This is a genomic window from Rhodanobacter sp. FW106-PBR-R2A-1-15 (assembly GCF_058789735.1).
Genome location: NZ_JBYTEM010000010.1, coordinates 46,827 through 63,070, shown reverse-complemented (window position 1 = coordinate 63,070; position 16,244 = coordinate 46,827). Strand labels below are relative to the sequence as shown.

General features: G+C 68.1%; 10 protein-coding genes and 1 pseudogene. 2 read left to right on the top strand and 9 right to left on the bottom strand.

All coding sequences use genetic code 11. From position 1 onward, the window contains the following. Nucleotides 1–79 precede the first annotated feature (79 nt). The 4 genes and pseudogenes from AC3WTD_RS07570 to AC3WTD_RS07555 all read right to left on the bottom strand — a co-directional run bounded on the left by AC3WTD_RS07570 (nt 80) and on the right by AC3WTD_RS07555 (nt 3,170). Nucleotides 80–922 carry a DUF3037 domain-containing protein gene (locus tag AC3WTD_RS07570; RefSeq protein WP_051257476.1) on the bottom strand — a complete coding sequence of 281 codons (843 nt, stop codon included), beginning with the start codon at nt 920–922 and terminating at the stop codon, nt 80–82. Then, nucleotides 919–1,662, bottom strand: a pseudogene (locus tag AC3WTD_RS07565) (HipA family kinase). The gene AC3WTD_RS07570 and the pseudogene AC3WTD_RS07565 overlap by 4 nt, the downstream one beginning before the upstream one ends. A gap of 120 nt (nt 1,663–1,782) precedes the next feature. Further along, nucleotides 1,783–2,844, bottom strand: coding sequence for an AlbA family DNA-binding domain-containing protein (locus tag AC3WTD_RS07560; RefSeq protein ID WP_492613413.1), 1,062 nt, complete (start codon nt 2,842–2,844; stop codon nt 1,783–1,785). A 20-nt stretch (nt 2,845–2,864) separates the two neighbouring features. After that, the gene (locus tag AC3WTD_RS07555) at nt 2,865–3,170 is read right to left on the bottom strand and encodes a hypothetical protein (RefSeq protein WP_492613412.1); all 306 of its coding nucleotides are present in this window, start codon (nt 3,168–3,170) and stop codon (nt 2,865–2,867) included. A 288-nt stretch (nt 3,171–3,458) separates the two neighbouring features. On the opposite strand from AC3WTD_RS07555, the gene AC3WTD_RS07550 reads away from it, so the two are divergent. Next, entirely contained in the window at nt 3,459–5,294 is a 1,836-nt protein-coding gene (locus AC3WTD_RS07550) for a monovalent cation:proton antiporter-2 (CPA2) family protein (protein ID WP_492613411.1), read from the top strand. 219 nt (nt 5,295–5,513) lie between these two features. On the opposite strand, the gene AC3WTD_RS07545 is transcribed toward AC3WTD_RS07550, so the two are convergent. Together AC3WTD_RS07545 and AC3WTD_RS07540 are read right to left on the bottom strand one after the other, a co-directional pair. After that, entirely contained in the window at nt 5,514–8,954 is a 3,441-nt protein-coding gene (locus tag AC3WTD_RS07545; protein WP_492613410.1) for an ankyrin repeat domain-containing protein, read from the bottom strand. A gap of 71 nt (nt 8,955–9,025) precedes the next feature. Then, nucleotides 9,026–9,319: a YcgL domain-containing protein gene (locus AC3WTD_RS07540; protein WP_008436685.1), complete on the bottom strand. Its 294-nt coding sequence runs from the start codon at nt 9,317–9,319 to the stop codon at nt 9,026–9,028. A gap of 253 nt (nt 9,320–9,572) precedes the next feature. On the opposite strand from AC3WTD_RS07540, the gene AC3WTD_RS07535 reads away from it, so the two are divergent. Beyond that, complete coding sequence (locus tag AC3WTD_RS07535) at nt 9,573–11,069, top strand: OmpP1/FadL family transporter (protein WP_492613409.1); 1,497 nt, start codon at nt 9,573–9,575, stop codon at nt 11,067–11,069. 77 nt (nt 11,070–11,146) lie between these two features. Here AC3WTD_RS07535 and AC3WTD_RS07530 read toward each other — a convergent pair whose 3' ends face one another. From AC3WTD_RS07530 to putA, 3 genes are all read right to left on the bottom strand, one after another. Beyond that, nucleotides 11,147–12,583, bottom strand: coding sequence for a coniferyl aldehyde dehydrogenase (locus tag AC3WTD_RS07530; RefSeq protein ID WP_492613408.1), 1,437 nt, complete (start codon nt 12,581–12,583; stop codon nt 11,147–11,149). Continuing rightward, on the bottom strand, nt 12,573–12,857 hold the full coding sequence (locus AC3WTD_RS07525; protein ID WP_235642453.1) for a restriction endonuclease: 285 nt from the start codon (nt 12,855–12,857) through the stop codon (nt 12,573–12,575). Before AC3WTD_RS07525 ends, AC3WTD_RS07530 begins: the two co-directional genes overlap by 11 nt. A gap of 126 nt (nt 12,858–12,983) precedes the next feature. Continuing rightward, nucleotides 12,984–16,139: a bifunctional proline dehydrogenase/L-glutamate gamma-semialdehyde dehydrogenase PutA gene (gene putA / locus AC3WTD_RS07520; RefSeq protein WP_027493459.1), complete on the bottom strand. Its 3,156-nt coding sequence runs from the start codon at nt 16,137–16,139 to the stop codon at nt 12,984–12,986. Nucleotides 16,140–16,244 lie beyond the last annotated feature (105 nt).

The following is a 16,244-nucleotide window of genomic DNA, read 5'->3' as shown; positions in this document are numbered from 1 at the left end:
CCCAGGCAATTGCCTGGGGATGCAATCTAGTGCGCGTCGTGCGGGGACTTACCCTTCGAAGTCACCGACGCCGCAGGCGTCAGTACACAGTCGTTGCAGCGTTGGCAAAAGTCGTGATCGCGGCGACGTCTGTGATCGGCACGGCTTGGACGGCCGCGGTGCCGCGAAGATCATTAAGGATCTCCTCGACGGCAGCATGGACGCGCTCGTGTTTCGCATCAGGCATGCTGACTGCGAAAAGCAGACTTTCCGGCAGCAATTGATGCCGTTGCAACAAGCGCATCTGGCCTACCCAGCGAGCGCCAATGCCGTATACCAAATTCGGTTCGTCCTTGGCCAAATCGAGCGGTTTGATGGCGAGCTGTGGCCGGCCTTCCCTCTGATGAAGGAACGGAACGTGGATGTGCAGATCCTGATTGCCGATGTCGCCCGGCTGGAAGTAGTCGCGCAACTTAGCCTTGCGCAAGGTCTCCCTCACGCCACGCTCCAACCATTGGTCGTGGTAGGCCTTGTCCGCAAAGTCACGTTCGACCATCGTGGCGAACAGTTTGTGCAAGGTGTCCGCCGGCTGCTCGGCTAGAATCACGCGAGTCTCGCTGAATCGCAACAAGGCCTCGCGCGGGCGAACCAACCCGGCAAAGGCCTGCTGTGCGAACGTCGGGTTGCCATGGCCGCGATCGGCCACCAGCTTGCCGACCCGCGTCAGCTCTTCCTTCAGGTAGTCCATGGCCTCGCGATAGATGCGTCGGTCCAACTTCTCGAAGAAGCCGGTGATGCGAGCCGTCCTGCGGGGCAGCATCAGACGCGCTTCCAGGTAGCCCGTAGCCGGGCACGCCAACACGACGCCCACGTTGGCGAACTCGCCCGTCTCCGCGTAGGGCAGGAAACGGATGATGGCGTATTGGCAGGCGTACCTGTTCATGGCGCGAGCCTCCAGAAATCCTCGTGCGTGCAGCGGTTCAGCAGCGCCAGTGCGGCGTCGGGGTCGACGCTTGCAGGAACCGTGCGTTCCTCGTCTGCGAACCACCACTCGTCGGGCACATTCTGGCAGGCCGTCGGCCACGCCGCCAGCGCCGAACGGAGTCGCTGGGTATAGCTCAGCCGCTCCACAAGGTCATGAAACGTATCGTAAATCACACCAGCGAACACATGCGTCTCGCTGAACGCGCGGGCATCGAACGCCGTATCGAAAGCCACGTTGTGGTCGATCACCACCAGTTGGCCGTTGTCGGTGTCCCACAGCAGGTTCGGGTTGCCGCTTTGCGTGGTCAGGGTGCGATCCGGGTTGTGTATCCACTAGTCGCATACCAGTACGTCCCGTTGCAAGGGCATGGGCACGTCATGCAGGTGGGAAACAGTCAGCTCCTGCGTATGCGCAACCACCCGGGAGCCGAAGGCTGGCCGAGCGCCAAGGTCGCTTCCTTCCGGATGCAGCTCGACCAGTTCCCGCGGCGCCTGCACGATGGCGAATGGCGGCAGCGGCAGACCCAATGCTTGCGCGAGATGGCCGGCGAACCACTCGCATAACAGACTTCGCCGGCCGGCGCCCTGACCCTTCACGTAGTAGAGCTGGTCGTCGTTGCATCGACAGAGGAACGGGCGGGTCACACCCTGCTCGCTGCGCTCCAGTATCTCGACAATCTGCAACGGCTGAATCGGCATGGTCTGACCTCAACGCTCCGTCCAGTGGCTGTTTTCGTCGTAATTGAAGGATCGTTCGTAGCCAAAGGCATTCCAAACCATATCGAACAGGGGCCGCATGGCTTCGGCGGATTCGATCGACTAGTCTTCGACCAGAAGCTCCGGCAGAATCAGTGCATCGCGGTCGGCGTAGTAGGCCCTGCGTGTGAATCGGTTGTCTCCGGCCAAGACACACCCTGTCACACCAAGCAACGAGAAGAAGATGTATGCCGGCGCTGCCAACCCAAGGTCCGGCAACGCCTGCTGATAGGAACGCAAGGCGTTGATGATGTCGCGCTCATAGAGTTGGCTTGGCAGGACTTTCTCACCCTGCCATTCAGGCCAAACTTGTACAGCCTCAATCATGCCGCTGCGATATAGCTGAGCATAGGCTCTGGCCATTCCATCGCGCTCATTGTCGTACTTGACGCGGCCGTCCAGATTGACTCGTTGACTCCACCCACCCGCCCCAGGCGGCTCGACTCGATTTAACGCCTGCATCTGTTGCTGAGTACGTGGACTGATATCCACGAGAAACTCACTGGTCAGGCTCTGCAGTGGAACAATGTGCAGGACAACCCGCACACCGGGTACGAGCGGAATCGGTACTTCGCCATTGCCTAGTGCCAGCAATCGTTTGGCACGGAAGGCGCGAATGCGCTCAGCCACCGACTCTGAGAGCGTGAATGCCTGGCGCAGTTCGCCAACGTCCAACGGGTAGCTGCCTGCTGCATTGCGTCCATAGAAGTGCGCATGCCCTCCCGCAGTGACCCGATGAGGCGCGTTCCAGCTCTTTTGGATCCGGATTACTAGCACCTCGCCACCACCGGAGAGCGGCACGAAGCGGTACTGGACGCCAGCCAATCTCGGTGAAACGCCGTCGGCGCAAAGGCTTTCCAGCCGCTGCAGGACTTGATCGGCAGATGGCATTGTCAGGGCGCATAGCTGTTGAGGAATGCCGTCCGACGCCTCCATGCCGTAGATCAAGTCGCCGCCTTGTGTGTTGGCCAATGCGGTCACCGGCCTGAGGAACTTCACTCTGCCCGAGTCGCCGCCGTCAGGCAGTGTGCGTTTGTACTTGATGTGCTTGCTCTCCGGCGTACCCGCCTGGATCAATTGCAACAGATCGGCTTCCGTGATGGATCCGATGGGCTTGGCAATCACCGTAGCGGCATCCTTCCAGCTCAGGCGAACAGGCGTTCGAGGGTGGCGGGTAGAACGGTGGCGTTGGCTTCGTGCAAGATTCTGTGATGAGCCTTGAGGGCCTTGACGCGCTTGCTCAACTCGCGGGTCTTGAGTTGAGCTTCCATCGGTGACGTGGGCATCCTGTACGCCAGAAATGCCGATGGTTGCAGGCGTCGGCGGCGCAGGTTGGTGCCGCCACTCAACGCCGACAATTCGGGCCACACCGATGGCGTGCGGGAGCAGGCATCCAACGCTTCCGGTAAAACCAGTTCTTCACCTTCGGTCAGGATCAGGCTTTCGTCCATGCGCATCGCTCGTCGGGCGGCGACAGCCTGAACAATCCCGATATACGGATGCTCACTGTCCCCTGTAGCTCTGAACTGTGTCACGGCCAGCCAGGCAGGGCAATTCCGCGAGTCTAGCCATTGGCGGCGATGGTGTCGTTGGGCACCAGCCGGGCGTAGTGCTCCGCATCGCTCACCTTGGCGTACGAGACGAGCTCCCGGTCCGATCGCCCGCCGAGTGACGGCGGTGGCGCGCACGGCTTCGACCGCGTGGAATAATCGAAGCTCCCCGACCGGAGCCGCCAGCGCTTGGACAGCCATCATTTCCTGCAGACCGCGGTGGTGTTTCTGCTCGCCACCGTGATCGTGGTGCCGCTGACCAAGCGCTTCCGGCTGGGTGCGGTGCTCGGCTACCTGATCGCCGGCGTGGTGATCGGGCCGCAGCTGCTGGGCCTGGTCAGCGACACCGAGGGGGTGGCGACGATCTCCGAGGTCGGCGTCGAGCTGATGCTGTTCGTGATCGGCCTGGAGCTGTCGCCGCAACGCCTGTGGGTGATGCGCCGCTCGGTGTTCGGCACCGGCCTGCTGCAGGTGCTCTCGACCAGCGTGGCGATCGCGGCGGCGGGCTATTTCCTGTTCGGCCTCAGCGGCAAGGGCGCGGCGATCGTGGGGGGCAGCCTGGCGCTGTCGTCCACCGCGTTCGGCCTGCAGATCCTGGCCGAGCGCAAGGAGGCCGGTTCGGCCTACGGCCGCCAGGTGTTTTCGATCCTGTTGTTCCAGGATCTGGCGGCGATCCCGCTGATCGCCGCGGTGCCGCTGCTGGCTTCCTCCACCGCGCAGGATTTCAACCTGCTCGCGGTGCTGCGTACGGTCGGCGTGATCGTGGTGGTAATCGTCGGCGGCCGCTATCTGTTGCGCCCGGTGTTCCGTTTCGTGGCGAAGGCCGATTCGGCGGAGGTGTTCACCGCCACCGCGCTGCTGGTGGTGTTGGGCGTGGCGCTGCTGATGGAGATGGCCGGCGTCTCGGCCACCCTGGGCGCGTTCCTGGCCGGCATGCTGCTGGCCGACTCGGAGTACCGGCACGAGCTGGAATCGAACATCGAGCCGTTCAAGGGTCTGCTGCTGGGGCTGTTCTTCATCAGCGTCGGCATGTCGATGGACCTGTCGCTGCTGCTGCACCGGCCCGGGCTGATGTTCGGCCTGGTCGGCGCGCTGCTGTTGTTGAAGAGCGTGCTGCTGTGGCCGCTGGGGCGGCTGCTGGGCGGGCTCAACCGTTCCGACACGCTGCGCCTGGTGGTGCTGCTGGCCTGCGGCGGCGAGTTCGCCTTCGTGGTGTTGCGCCAGGCGGCCGAACAGCGATTGATCGACGCGGTCCAACGCGACGCGCTGGTGCTGGCGATCACCTTGTCGATGGCGCTGACCCCGTTGCTGGTGGTGCTGGCGGCGAAGGTGCTGGAAGTGCGGCCGAACAAGCCGTCGCGCGAGTTCGACGCGATCGACGCCGGCACGCCGCGGGTGATCATCGCCGGCTTCGGTCGAGTGGGCCAGATCATCGCCCGCGTGCTGCGCGCGCAGAACATCCCGTTCGTGGCGCTGGAGCATTCGGCCGACCAGGTGGACCAGTCGCGCCGCTTCGGCAGCGTCAACCTGTTCTTCGGCGACCCGGCGCGGCCGGAACTGCTGCGCGCGGCGCGGGCCGACAAGGCCGAGGTGTTCGTGCTGGCCACCGACGACCCGGAGGCGAACCTGCGCACCGCGCGGCTGGTGCGGCGGCAGTACCCGCACCTGAAGATCATCGCCCGCGCACGCAACCGCCAGCACGTGTTCCGGCTGATGGACATGGGCGTGGAGGAGCCGGTGCGCGAGACCTTCCACTCCAGCCTCAAGATGACCCGCAAGACGCTGGAGGCGCTGGGCCTGCCGCACGAGCTGGCGGTCGACCGGGTCGAGCGCTTCCGCCGCTACGACGAGGAGCTGCTGAAGAAGCAGGCGCTGGTCTACGACGACGAGGCCAAGCTGATCCAGAGCACGCGCGAGGCGATGGTCGACCTGCAGCAGCTGTTCGAGGCCGATGCCGAGCGCAGCGCGGAACGCGAGCGCCAGCGCGACGCGGATACGCCGCTGGCCGGCGAGGAAGGGGAGTAGCGGAGGCTCAGAGCTTGTGAAGAAAACCACTTCCTGTGGTTTTCTTCGATCGCGAGTCCGGTACACGCCCGGACTCGCTCACATGAAACACCCACTTGAGTGACTGTTTCATGTCTGGCCATCGGGCAACTGCTCCTGCGTTGCCTCAACTCGGGCATCCATGCCCTCGCCATGCCCCTCGCCGTGGCCGGCCTGAGAGGTTGAAAAAATCACAACCTCTCAGTCCGACGGCTGCGCCGGCTGGCGCAGGGTCTGCCGCACGCTGGGGATCGCGCTGCTGCGCGCGGCCAGCTCGTGGGCGATGTCGACATAGCCCAGCTGCCGCGCCACGTCGGCCGCGGTGCGCCCAAACGCATCGGCCGCGTTGCGGTCGGCGCCGCGCGACAGCAGCACGCGCGCCGGCGGCAGCAGCGCATGCATGGCGCAGGCGTGCAGCGCGGTGACTCCGCGCTGGTCGGCGGGTTCGACCTTGGCGCCGGCCTCCAGTAGCAGCGGCACCAGCGCGCCCAGATGGGTGGCGTCGCAGGCGCTGCCCGGGCGCAGTTGCGCGCCGAGCAGCAACAGCAGCGGCGTCTTGCCCTCGTGGTCGGCGTGGTTGATGTCGGCGCCGTGCTTGAGCAGGCGGTCGAACAGGCGCCGTGCGCGCAGGCTGTCGTTGTGCTCGAAACCGAACTGCGCCGCCGCATGCAGCGCGCTGCGGCCGGCGTCGTCGACCGCGTTGACCGCCGCGCCGGCGTCCAGCAGTTGCTCGACGATCTCCGGGTAGCCCATCGCGGCCGCCACCATCAGCGCGGTGGCCTGGTTCGGCAGGCGCTGGTCGACGGCAACCTGGTGCTGCAGCAGCAGGGCGACCAGCGCCTCGCGGCGCGCGGCCACCGCGGCGGCCAGCGGGGTGACGCCGCTGCGCGCGGGCAGTGTGGCGTCCGCGCCGGCGCCGAGCAGGCAGGCGGCGATGTCGCGGTGGCCGGCGCCGCAGGCGTGCAGCAGCGCGGTGGCGCCCTGATCGTCGCGGGTGTCCACGGCGAAGCCCAGTTCCAGCAGACGCTGCACGCTGGCCAGCGCGCCGGCCTTGGCGGCGGCGGGCAGGTCGTCGGCGCGCAGCGCGCGGTTCGGCCGCGGCCAGTCGCGCCAGTCCAGCCAGCGCTCCACCGCCGGGTGCTCCAGCGCCAGGCCCAGCGGGGTCTCGCCGTTCGCGTCGGTGGCCTCGGGGTTGGCGCCGTGGGCGATCAGCGCGCGCACCAGCGGCAACGCTTGCGCACCGTGCTCCAGGGCGGCGAACAGCGGCGTGCGGCCGTCGCGGTCGCGGGTGTTCGGGTCGCCACCGCGCGCCAGCAGGGCCTGCAGCAGCGGCAACTGCGCGTTGGCCGCGGCCAGCTGCAGCGGCGTGCGCTCGCGGGCGTCGGCGCCGAACGGGTCGGCGCCGCGTTCGAGCAGGTTCAGCGGCAGCGTGGCGCCCTCGGCGGCCCCGTTCAAATGCGCCAGCGCCTGCGCCAGCAGGCCGGCGCCGGCCGCGCTGGCGCCGGCCTGCAGCAAATCATCCAGCGCCTCGGTGGCGTCCGGCAGCTGCGGCAGCAAGGCGTCGAACAGGCGCTGGCCCAGCGGCGGCAGATGCGGTGCGTCGGCGGTTTCGGCGTCGTCGATGCGCGGCGCTTCCAGCCGGGCCTCGGCATCGAGGCCGTGGTCGAGCAGCCAGCGGCGCGCCGCGCCGTGGCCCGCCCCGGCCAGTTCCAGGTACAACCGGGCCAGCTCCGCCTGCGGCCAGTCGCGCACCCGCTCGGCGAAGCCGGAGGCGATCGCCCAGTGGCCGAAGCGCAGCGCGTCCAGCAGATGGGCGGGGGTGTCGTTGCCTTCGGCCAGCACGTCATGGCTGAGGCTGGCCGGCAGCGGCGTGTCGGGGTCGAGCAGGGCGACCAGATCCCAGCGCCCGGCCCCGGCGGCATGATCGAGCGCGCTGCGGCCGTCGCCGCCGGCGGCCTTCGCATCGGCGCCCAGTGCCAGCAAGGCGCGCACGGTGTCGGCGTGCGCGCGCGGCGACTGGCAGGCCAGGGTCAGCGCGTCGCGGCCGTGGCTGTCGCGCAGGCCGGCGTCCGCTTGCGCCTCGGCCAGCAGCTGCACGATGCCGCCGGCGCCGGCACGCGCCGCTTCCATCAGCGCGCTGCTGCCGTGGCGATCGACCAGGTTGACGTCGGCGCTGGCGGCGCACAGCACGCGGGCAATCTGTTCATGGCCTTCGGCGGCGGCGGCGAGCAGGGCATGCCGGTGCCGTGCGTCGACCGCGTTGACCGCGGCGCGCTGCTTGAGCAGCAGCTTCACCCCTTCGGCGTCGTCGTCGGCGATGCCGGCGGCGGCGACCAGCGCCGGTTCGCCGTCGGCCGGGGCTGGCTTGGCGCCGCGTTCCAGCAGGAATTTCACCAGTGGCCAGTTGGCGGCGCGGCAGGCGGTGGCCAGCGGGCTGACGCCGGCCTTGTTCAGGGCGTTGATCGGCGCGGCCGCGTCCAGCAGCATCGCGGCCACGCCGGCATCGCCGCTGAGCACGGCGCCGTGCAGCGGCGTGTTGCCCTCGGCGTCGGTGACCAGCGGGCTGGCGCCGTTGGCAAGCAGAGTCAGCACCGCCTCGGCGCGGCCATGCCAGCTGTCGCGGGTGACGGCCAGCAGCGCGGTGATGCCGCCGCTGGCGCGGTTGACGTCGGCACCCTTGGCGATCAGCGCGCGCAGCAGGCGGGTGTCGGGCAGCAGGGCGGCCAGCATCAACACCGGGCGCTGGTCGCGGTCGTCGCCGGGGGGCGCGGTGTCGGGGGCGGCGCCGGCTTCGACCAGCGCCAGCGCGCGCTCGATGTCGCCGTCGCGGGTGGCGGCCAGCAGCGCGGCGGCCTGCTCCGGCGTGCCGGCGGTGCGTTCCTGCTCGCTCAGCACCGGGCGCGGCGCGGTGTCGACGCGCGGGTCGGGGTCGCCGCGGCGACGCGGCTGCTGGCGTTCGCACAAGAGCGCGCGCAGCGTGCGGTTGGCGATCACCAGGCAGCCCAGCGGCAGCAGCACGGCGCCGTAGATTGCCAGCGCGGCGACGCGCGGCTCCGGCGGCAGCACGCCGTACAGGCCGGTCAACGCGATCGCGCCGAAGGCCAGCACCAGCAGCGCGAACGCGGCCGGCAGGAAGTGGCTGAAGAAGCGCTCCTCGCGCGACAGGTGGCGGCTGAACGCGATGCTGCGCAAGGTGGCGGTGAAGATCCACGAGCCGTCGCGCTGGCTCGGATAGGCGTCGTCCCACACGAACACCAGGCCGAACGCCGGCCACAGCCGCCACAGCGCGACCAGCGCCAGCACCAGCGCCGCGGCCAGCACCAGCGCCGCGCCGAGGCTGGGTTCATGGGTCAGCTGCAGCATCGGCCAGGCCACCAGCACGAACACCAGCACGGTGTAGCCGGTGAACATCACCAGGTGCGCAGCGCCACGGCGCAGCACGGTGCGGCCGAAGCGCGGCTCGGGGTCGAAGCCGATCGCGTGGCAGGTCGCCGCCATGGTCAGCGCATTGGCCAGCAGCAGCGGAACCAGGGTCAGCGGGTGCGTGACCAAGCCGGCGACGGCGACCGCGAACCATCCGGGAATGAACCAGGCCAGGGCGTGCAGGAGGGGCGGGCGGCGGCGCGATTTGGGCTGGGTCATGGGGGGCAGTATAGAAATCGTTGGCGGCGCAGGCGGTAACCAGGCGTTAACGCGAGCCGATGATGCGCGATTCATTCGTCCCGATCATCCCGCGGCGCGTGGGTATAGGCGGGGTGGTTGGCGGCGGCCAGAGTTTCCTGGGGCGGCAGCTGCAGGTGCCAGCCTTGCGTGCGCAGGTGCTCGAGCACCTGCGCGGTATCCTCGACCGGCAGCTTGCGGGCCTCCTCCAACTGCACCTCCATCACGAAACGCAGCTCGCCCAGCAGCAGCGCCAGCGGCTCGGGCAGCGTGTCGAACGCGTCGCGCTGCGCCAGCCATAGATAGCTGTCGGCTTTGCGCAGGCTGGCGTAGACGAAACATTGCATGGCGGCACCGTGTGGATGGGTGGGCGGACGCGGGGTGGCGAGAGTAGCAGCGCGGGGTACGGGACCCTCCGCCCTCCAGTTTGCCTGTCCGATTGAAATGCGCTCGTTAGTTATTTGTTGCGACCGCACTTGCAACGCCTTGTCCAACAGGGCAAAGTCCTGCAAAGGAAGTTCAAACGCACGTATGAAATTGTTCTTCCGGCCGATCCATCGTCACTACCCGAGCTGTTCCAACACCATGCAGGAGCTAGCGATGCATACGTCTTTCCGTTCCCTCACGGGCGCCGCCCGTCCACTGGCGCTTGCCGCGCTGAGCATCGCGGTTGTGGGCGCCCTGGTCGCACCCGCGAGCGCGGATGCCAGTGCGTTCCAGCTCAAGGAAAACAGCGCCAAGGGCCTGGGCCGCGCCTACGCGGGTTCCGCTACTGCCGGCGGCGACGCCTCGGTGGTGGTCAACAACCCGGCCGCGATGTCCGAGCTGAAGGGTACCTACCTGCAGGCCGACGTCACCGCCATCAATTTCAGCGCCAAGTTCGACGGCAGCGCGCATGACGTACTGGGTCGCCCGATCAGCGGTGGCAACGGCGGCGACGCGGGCACCACCCTGCCGGTGCCGGCGCTGTTCTTCGCCACCCAGGTCAGCGACCGCATGCACGTGGGCGCCGGCTTCTCGGTGCCGTTCGGCTTCCAGACCGAATACGACAAGAATTGGGTCGGCCGCTATAACGGCATCAAGTCCAAGTTCCAGTCGCTGGACGCCACGCTGTCGGCGTCGTTCGACGTCACCGACAACTTCAGCCTGGGCGCCAGCTTCATCGCCCAGAAGACCAGTGCCGAGCTGACCAGCGCGGTCAACTACAACGCCGTGGGCCTGGGCATCCAGCAGGGCATCGGGGCCAAGACCGCCGCCGGCGTCGCACAGATCCAGGCCGCGGCCGCCGCCGGGCAGCTCTCGTCGGCCCAGGCTGCCGCCATGATCCAGGCAGCCGTGCAGCAGGGTCGGGCTGCCGCGGCCGGCGTGGCGGCGGTGACGCCTCCGGGTTCGGATGGCTATGCCCGCATCAAGGGCGACGACTGGGCCTACGGCTGGCAGCTGGGCGGCTACTGGAAGCTGACCCCGAACGACAAGCTGGCGCTGAACTACCGTTCCAAGATCAGCCACACCCTGGAAGGCACCGGCAACTTCACGACCACGCCGGGCTACGATCTGCTGCTCGCCAATCCGTCGCTGGCCAGTTCGATCCCGCCGTTCTCCCACACCACTGGCAGCGCCGACTTCACCACCCCGGCGGTGGCCAGCGCAAGCTACTGGCATCAGGCCGAAAAATTCGGTTTCGGCGTCGACGTGGCCTGGACCAAGTGGGACGTGTTCAAGAACCTGACGGTGAACTACGGCAACTCACAGCCGCGGACATCCGAAGCGTACAACTGGCGCAACACCATCTACGCCTCGATCGGCGGCGACTACTACCTCAACGACAGGCTGACCCTGCGCGGCGGCATCGCGGTCGACAGCAGCCCGACCCACCTGAGCACCCGCAGCCCGCGCGTGCCCGATTCGACCCGCAAGATGGTCACTGTCGGCATCGGCTACAAGGCCAGCGAGCACCTCGAGATCAATGCCTCGTATGCGCACATCTTTGTCAACAACGCGCACGTCAATGTCACCGACAGCACCCGCGACACGCTGACCGGCAACTTCGACGACTACGGCAATCTGCTGAGCGTGTCGGCGATGTACAAGTTCTGACGCTTGGCATGCGGTAACCGTACGAGTGAAACCTCCCCGCCCCGGCGGGGAGGTTTTTTTATGCTCGGGGGGAAATGTCAGCCGCGGCGCAGCAACAGGGTGAGCATGCGCCGGAAGCGTTCGCCGTAGGGCGGATTGAGCAGGCCGGCGCCGTTCCAACGGGCCTGGCGGAACACCGGCTTCAGGTGCGAGAACGTGCGGAAGCCGGCCTCGCCGTGATAGCCGCCCATGCCGGAAGCGCCGACACCGCCGAACGGAAGGTCGTGCTGAGCGATGTGGTACAGGGTGTCGTTGATGCTGACGCCGCCGGCGCGGGTGCGCGCCAAAACGCGGTCGATGCTCGCCTGGTCCTGTTCGAACAGGTACAGCGCCAGTGGGTGCGGGCGGGCGGCGACCTGGGCGATCGCGTCGTCCAGTGCGTCATAGGGCAGCAGCGGCAGCAGCGGGCCAAAGATCTCCTCGCGCATCACCGCCATGCCGTCGTCGACGTCGGTCATCAGCTGCGGCGGCAGCAGCCGGCGCGCCGAGTCCGCCGTTGCTTCGCCGAGCGGATGCGCGTGTGCACCGGCCGCCAGCGCATCGTCGCGCAGCGCCACGAGGCGCCGGTACTGGCGGTCGGAGACGATGCTGGCGTACTGCGTGCTCCGCTCCAGTTGCGGGTACATCCGCGCCACCGTCTTGCCGGCCAGCTCGATGAACTCCGCCACACGTGCGCGCGGCAGCAGCACGTAATCCGGCGCGATGCAGGTCTGCCCGGCGTTGACCAGCTTGCCGAACACGATGCGCTCCACCGCGTGCTCGAAACGCGCACCCGGGCCGATGATCGCCGGCGACTTGCCGCCCAGCTCCAGCGTCACCGGGGTGAGGTTGGCGGCGGCCGCGCGCATCACATGGTGGCCGACCGCGGTGGAGCCGGTGAACAGCAGGTGGTCGAACGGCAGCGCAGAGAATGCCTGCGCCACGTCCGCGTCGCCGTTCACTACGACCACCTCGTCGGGCGGGAAGTATTTCGCCACCTGTTCGGCGAACAGCGCCGAGAAGCGCGGAGTGAACTCGCTCATCTTCAGCATCGCGCGGTTGCCGGCGGCCAGCGCGTCGACCAGCGGGCCGACAGCCAGGTACAGCGGGTAGTTCCATGGCACGATGATGCCGATGACGCCTAGCGGCTGGGGGATCAGCACGTTGTGGGCGGGCAGGAAGGCGAGTCCCGCCAGCGAGCGCCGCGGACGCATCCAGCGGCGACCATGGCGCAGCGCATGGCGCACCGCCGACAGGCTGGGGAAGATCTCCAGCATGTCGGTTTCCTCTTGCGGCCGACAGCCGAAGTCGGCGCTGATGGCTGCCGCGAACGCCGCGCGCTGTTCGCGCAGCATCTGCTCCAGTTTGCGCAGGCGTTGCGCACGGATGGGCCAGTCAGGCATCGGCTCGCGCGCCTGCGCCTCGTGCAGGCGCTGCAGCACGCTGGCGAGATCGGCGTCCGTCGCATCGCGCGCGGCGCTTCGCTCAGGATTCACGGCGGAATTCGTCAAAGAAGGCATGGTCGACCTCATACACCATTTTGGGCCTGATGCCGATGAGTTTGTCCTGGAACGGTTCGACCAGTTGCCCGTCGTCGATCAGCTCGATCGGCACCACGCCATCGCGCGTGGCTTCGGCCTCGCCATCCGGAGTGAAGCGGCCGGTGGTGATGAACACGCCCTTCTCGGCGCGGCCAAGCAGGGCATTGTGGAACTCGCCCACCGCGCTGCGGGTGACGGTGTCCTTGTAGCGCTTGGCCTGGAAGGCCACGCGCAGGCTTACGAAGGCTGCGGTATGGCAACGCCGGAATGTTTCCCTTTTCCCTCGCCCCTCTTCCCGAGCGCCGTTTGGGAGGAGGGGCAAAGCCTGGCTCTGCTATTCCCGATTCTCTATTCCCTACTCCCCGATAGTCAGCAACGACGCGTTGCCGCCGGCGGCGGTGGTGTTGATGGTGAGCGTGCGCTCGCCGGCGAAGCGCAGCAGGTAGTGCGGACCGCCGGCCTTGGGGCCGGTGCCGGAGAGGCTTTCGCCGCCGAACGGCTGCACGCCGACCACCGCGCCGATCTGGTTGCGGTTGACGTAGCAGTTGCCGACGCGGGCGTGGCTGCGGATGTATTCCACGGTGTCGTCGATGCGGCTGTGCACGCCCAGGGTGAGGCCGTAGCCGGTGGCGTTGATCTGCTCGACCACCTGCTTCAGCTCGCTGCCCTTCCAGCGCAGCACGTGCAGCACCGGGCCGAACACCTCGCGGGTGAGCGTGGACAGCACGGGGATCTCGTAGGCGCGCGGCGCGAAGAAGGTGCCGTGGGCGGCGACCTCGGCGTCGAGCGTCGCCTCGGCGATCAGCTTGGCTTCCTTGTCCATGCGTGCGGCGTGGTCGACCAGGATCTGCTTCGCATCCTCGTCGATCACCGGACCGACGTCGGTGGACAGCTGGCCGGGGTCGCCCACCTTCAGCTCGGCCATCGCGCCGGCGAGCATGCTGGTCACCTTGTCGGCGATGTCCTCCTGCACGAACAGCACGCGCGCAGCCGAGCAGCGCTGGCCGGCGGACTGGAACGCGGAGGCGATCACGTCCTTGACGATCTGCTCGGGCAGCGCGGAGGAGTCGGCGATCATCGCGTTCTGGCCGCCAGTCTCGGCGATCAGCGCGGCGATCGGTGCATTGCGCGCGGCCAGTGCGCGGTTGATCGCCCAGGCGGTTTCGGTGGAGCCGGTGAAGGCCACGCCGGCCACGCGCGGGTCTTTCGTCAGCGCGGCGCCCACGGTGGCGCCGTCGCCGGGCAGATATTGCAGTATGGCCTCGGGCACGCCGGCCTCGTGCAGCAGCTTCACTGCGGCATAGCCGATCAGGCTGGTCTGCTCGGCGGGCTTGGCGATCACGCTGTTGCCGGCGGCGAGCGCGGCGCTGATCTGGCCCAGGAAGATCGCCAGCGGGAAGTTCCACGGGCTGATGCAGACGAACACGCCGCGGCCGTTGAGGAACAATTGATTGCTCTCGCCGGTGGGGCCGGGCAACTGCTCGGGCTGGCCGAACAGGCGGCGCGACATCGTCGCGTAGTAGCGCAGGAAGTCGGCGGCCTCGCGAACTTCGGCGATCGCGTCGGGCAGGCTCTTGCCGGCTTCGCGCACGCACAGCGCGATGAACTCGGCGCGGCGCGCTTCGAGCTGTTCCGCCGCGTGTTCGAGGATCGCGGCGCGACTGGCGGCGGGCAAGCGGTCCCAGTCGGGCTGGGCGGCGACGGCGTTGGCCAGCGCCCGGTCGACCAGCGCGGCATCGGCGCTGACGTAGCTGCCCACGGTCTGGCGGCGATCGGCGGGGTTGGTCACCGTGACGGTCGGGCCGTTGCCCTTGCCGCCGGGGACCAGTGGTGCGGCGTGCCACGGGCCGCTCTTCGCGTTGACGGCCTCGGCGAGGGCCTTCAGTTCGTTGTCGTTGGAGAAGTTGATGCCCATGGAATTCTTCCGCAGTTCGCCAAAGAGGTTGACCGGCAAGGGAATGCGCGGGTGGGGAATGGACGCGAAGTGGCGCACCGTCTCGCAGGGATCGGCCACCAGCTCGCGCACCGGCAGCGTCTCGTCCACCACGCGGTTGACGAAGCTGGTGTTGGCGCCGTTCTCGAGCAGGCGGCGCACCAGGTAGGGCAGCAGGTCCTCGTGCGTGCCCACCGGCGCGTAGACGCGGCACGGCACGTTGAGCTTGTTCGCGCCGATCACCTCGGCGTAGAGGTCGGTGCCCATGCCGTGCAGGCGCTGGAACTCGAACGGTCGGCCGCGCGCAATGTGGTGCACGGCGGCGATCGAGTGCGCGTTGTGGGTGGCGAACTGCGGGTAGATCAGCTCGCTGCCGGCGTCGAACAGCTTGCGCGCGCAGGCGAGGTAGGAGACATCGGTGTTCGGCTTGCGCGTGTACAGCGGATAGCCCGGGAGCCCCTGTTCCTGCGCGCGCTTGATCTCGGCGTCCCAGTAGGCGCCCTTGACCAGCCGTACGTACCAGCGGCGGCCGGTGGCACGCGCGGTTTCGACCAGCCAGTCGATCACGAACGGGGTGCGCTTGGAGTACGCCTGCACCACGATGCCGAGGCCGTTCCAGCCGGCCAGCGAGGGGTGCGCGAAGACGTCGCCGATGATGTCCAGCGAGAGTTCCAGCCGGTCGGCTTCCTCGGCATCCACCGACAGCGCGATGCCTTGTTTCATCGCCAGCTGCGACAGCTCCAGCAGTTTCGCGGTGAGCATGCGCCGTGCGTCTTCGCGCCTGGCCACCTCGTAGCGCGGGTGCAGCGCGGACAGCTTGACCGAGATCGACGGCGCGTCGGTGTGGTTGGCGAACGGGCCGCGCGCGCCGATGCGGGCGATCGCGCGGCGGTAGTCTTCCTGGTAGCGCTCGGCGGTTTCCGCAGTGAGCGCCGACTCGCCCAGCATGTCATAGGAATAGCGGTACACCGCGTATTCCTTCTTGGCGCAGCGGTCCAGCGCCTCGTCGATGCTGCGGCCCATCACGAACTGGTGGCCCATGATGCGCATCGCCTGGCGCACCGCCAGCCGGATCGCCGGCTCGCCGGCGCGACCGGCGAGGCGCTTCAGCGCGCCGGTGAAGTCGCGGCGGGTGTCCTCGGCCAGTTGCACCAGGTGGCCGGTGAGCATCAGGCCCCAGGTGGAGGCGTTGACGAACAGCGACTCGCTCTGGCCCAGGTGCTTCTTCCAGTCCGCCTCGCCGAGCTTGTCGCGGATCAGCTTGTCGGCGGTGGCCTTGTCGGGGATGCGCAGCAACGCCTCGGCCACGCACATCAGCAGCACGCCCTCCTCGGAGGACAGGTCGTACTGGCGCATGAAGGATTCCACTGCGCTCTGGTCCTTCGCGCGTGCCCGCACGCGCGTGACCAGGCCGGCGGCGACGTCGATCACCTGCTCGCGCTCGGCCGGCGGCAGGGTGGCCTGGGCGAGCAGGTCGTTGACCGCTTCGGTCTCGTCGCGCAGCCAGGCGGCGGTGATCCGCGCGCGCGCGGGCGCGCCGTCGGGGGGAAGTTCGGGGCGGAGAATGGCTTGGGTCACGGGCTTGTCGCTGGGATGTGCGGATGTGGAGGGAGCCCGGAATTGTACGCGTGCCGTGCAATCCGCGGGAGTCGGGGCGTCGCGCAGGGGGAGCTCTGTCGCGCA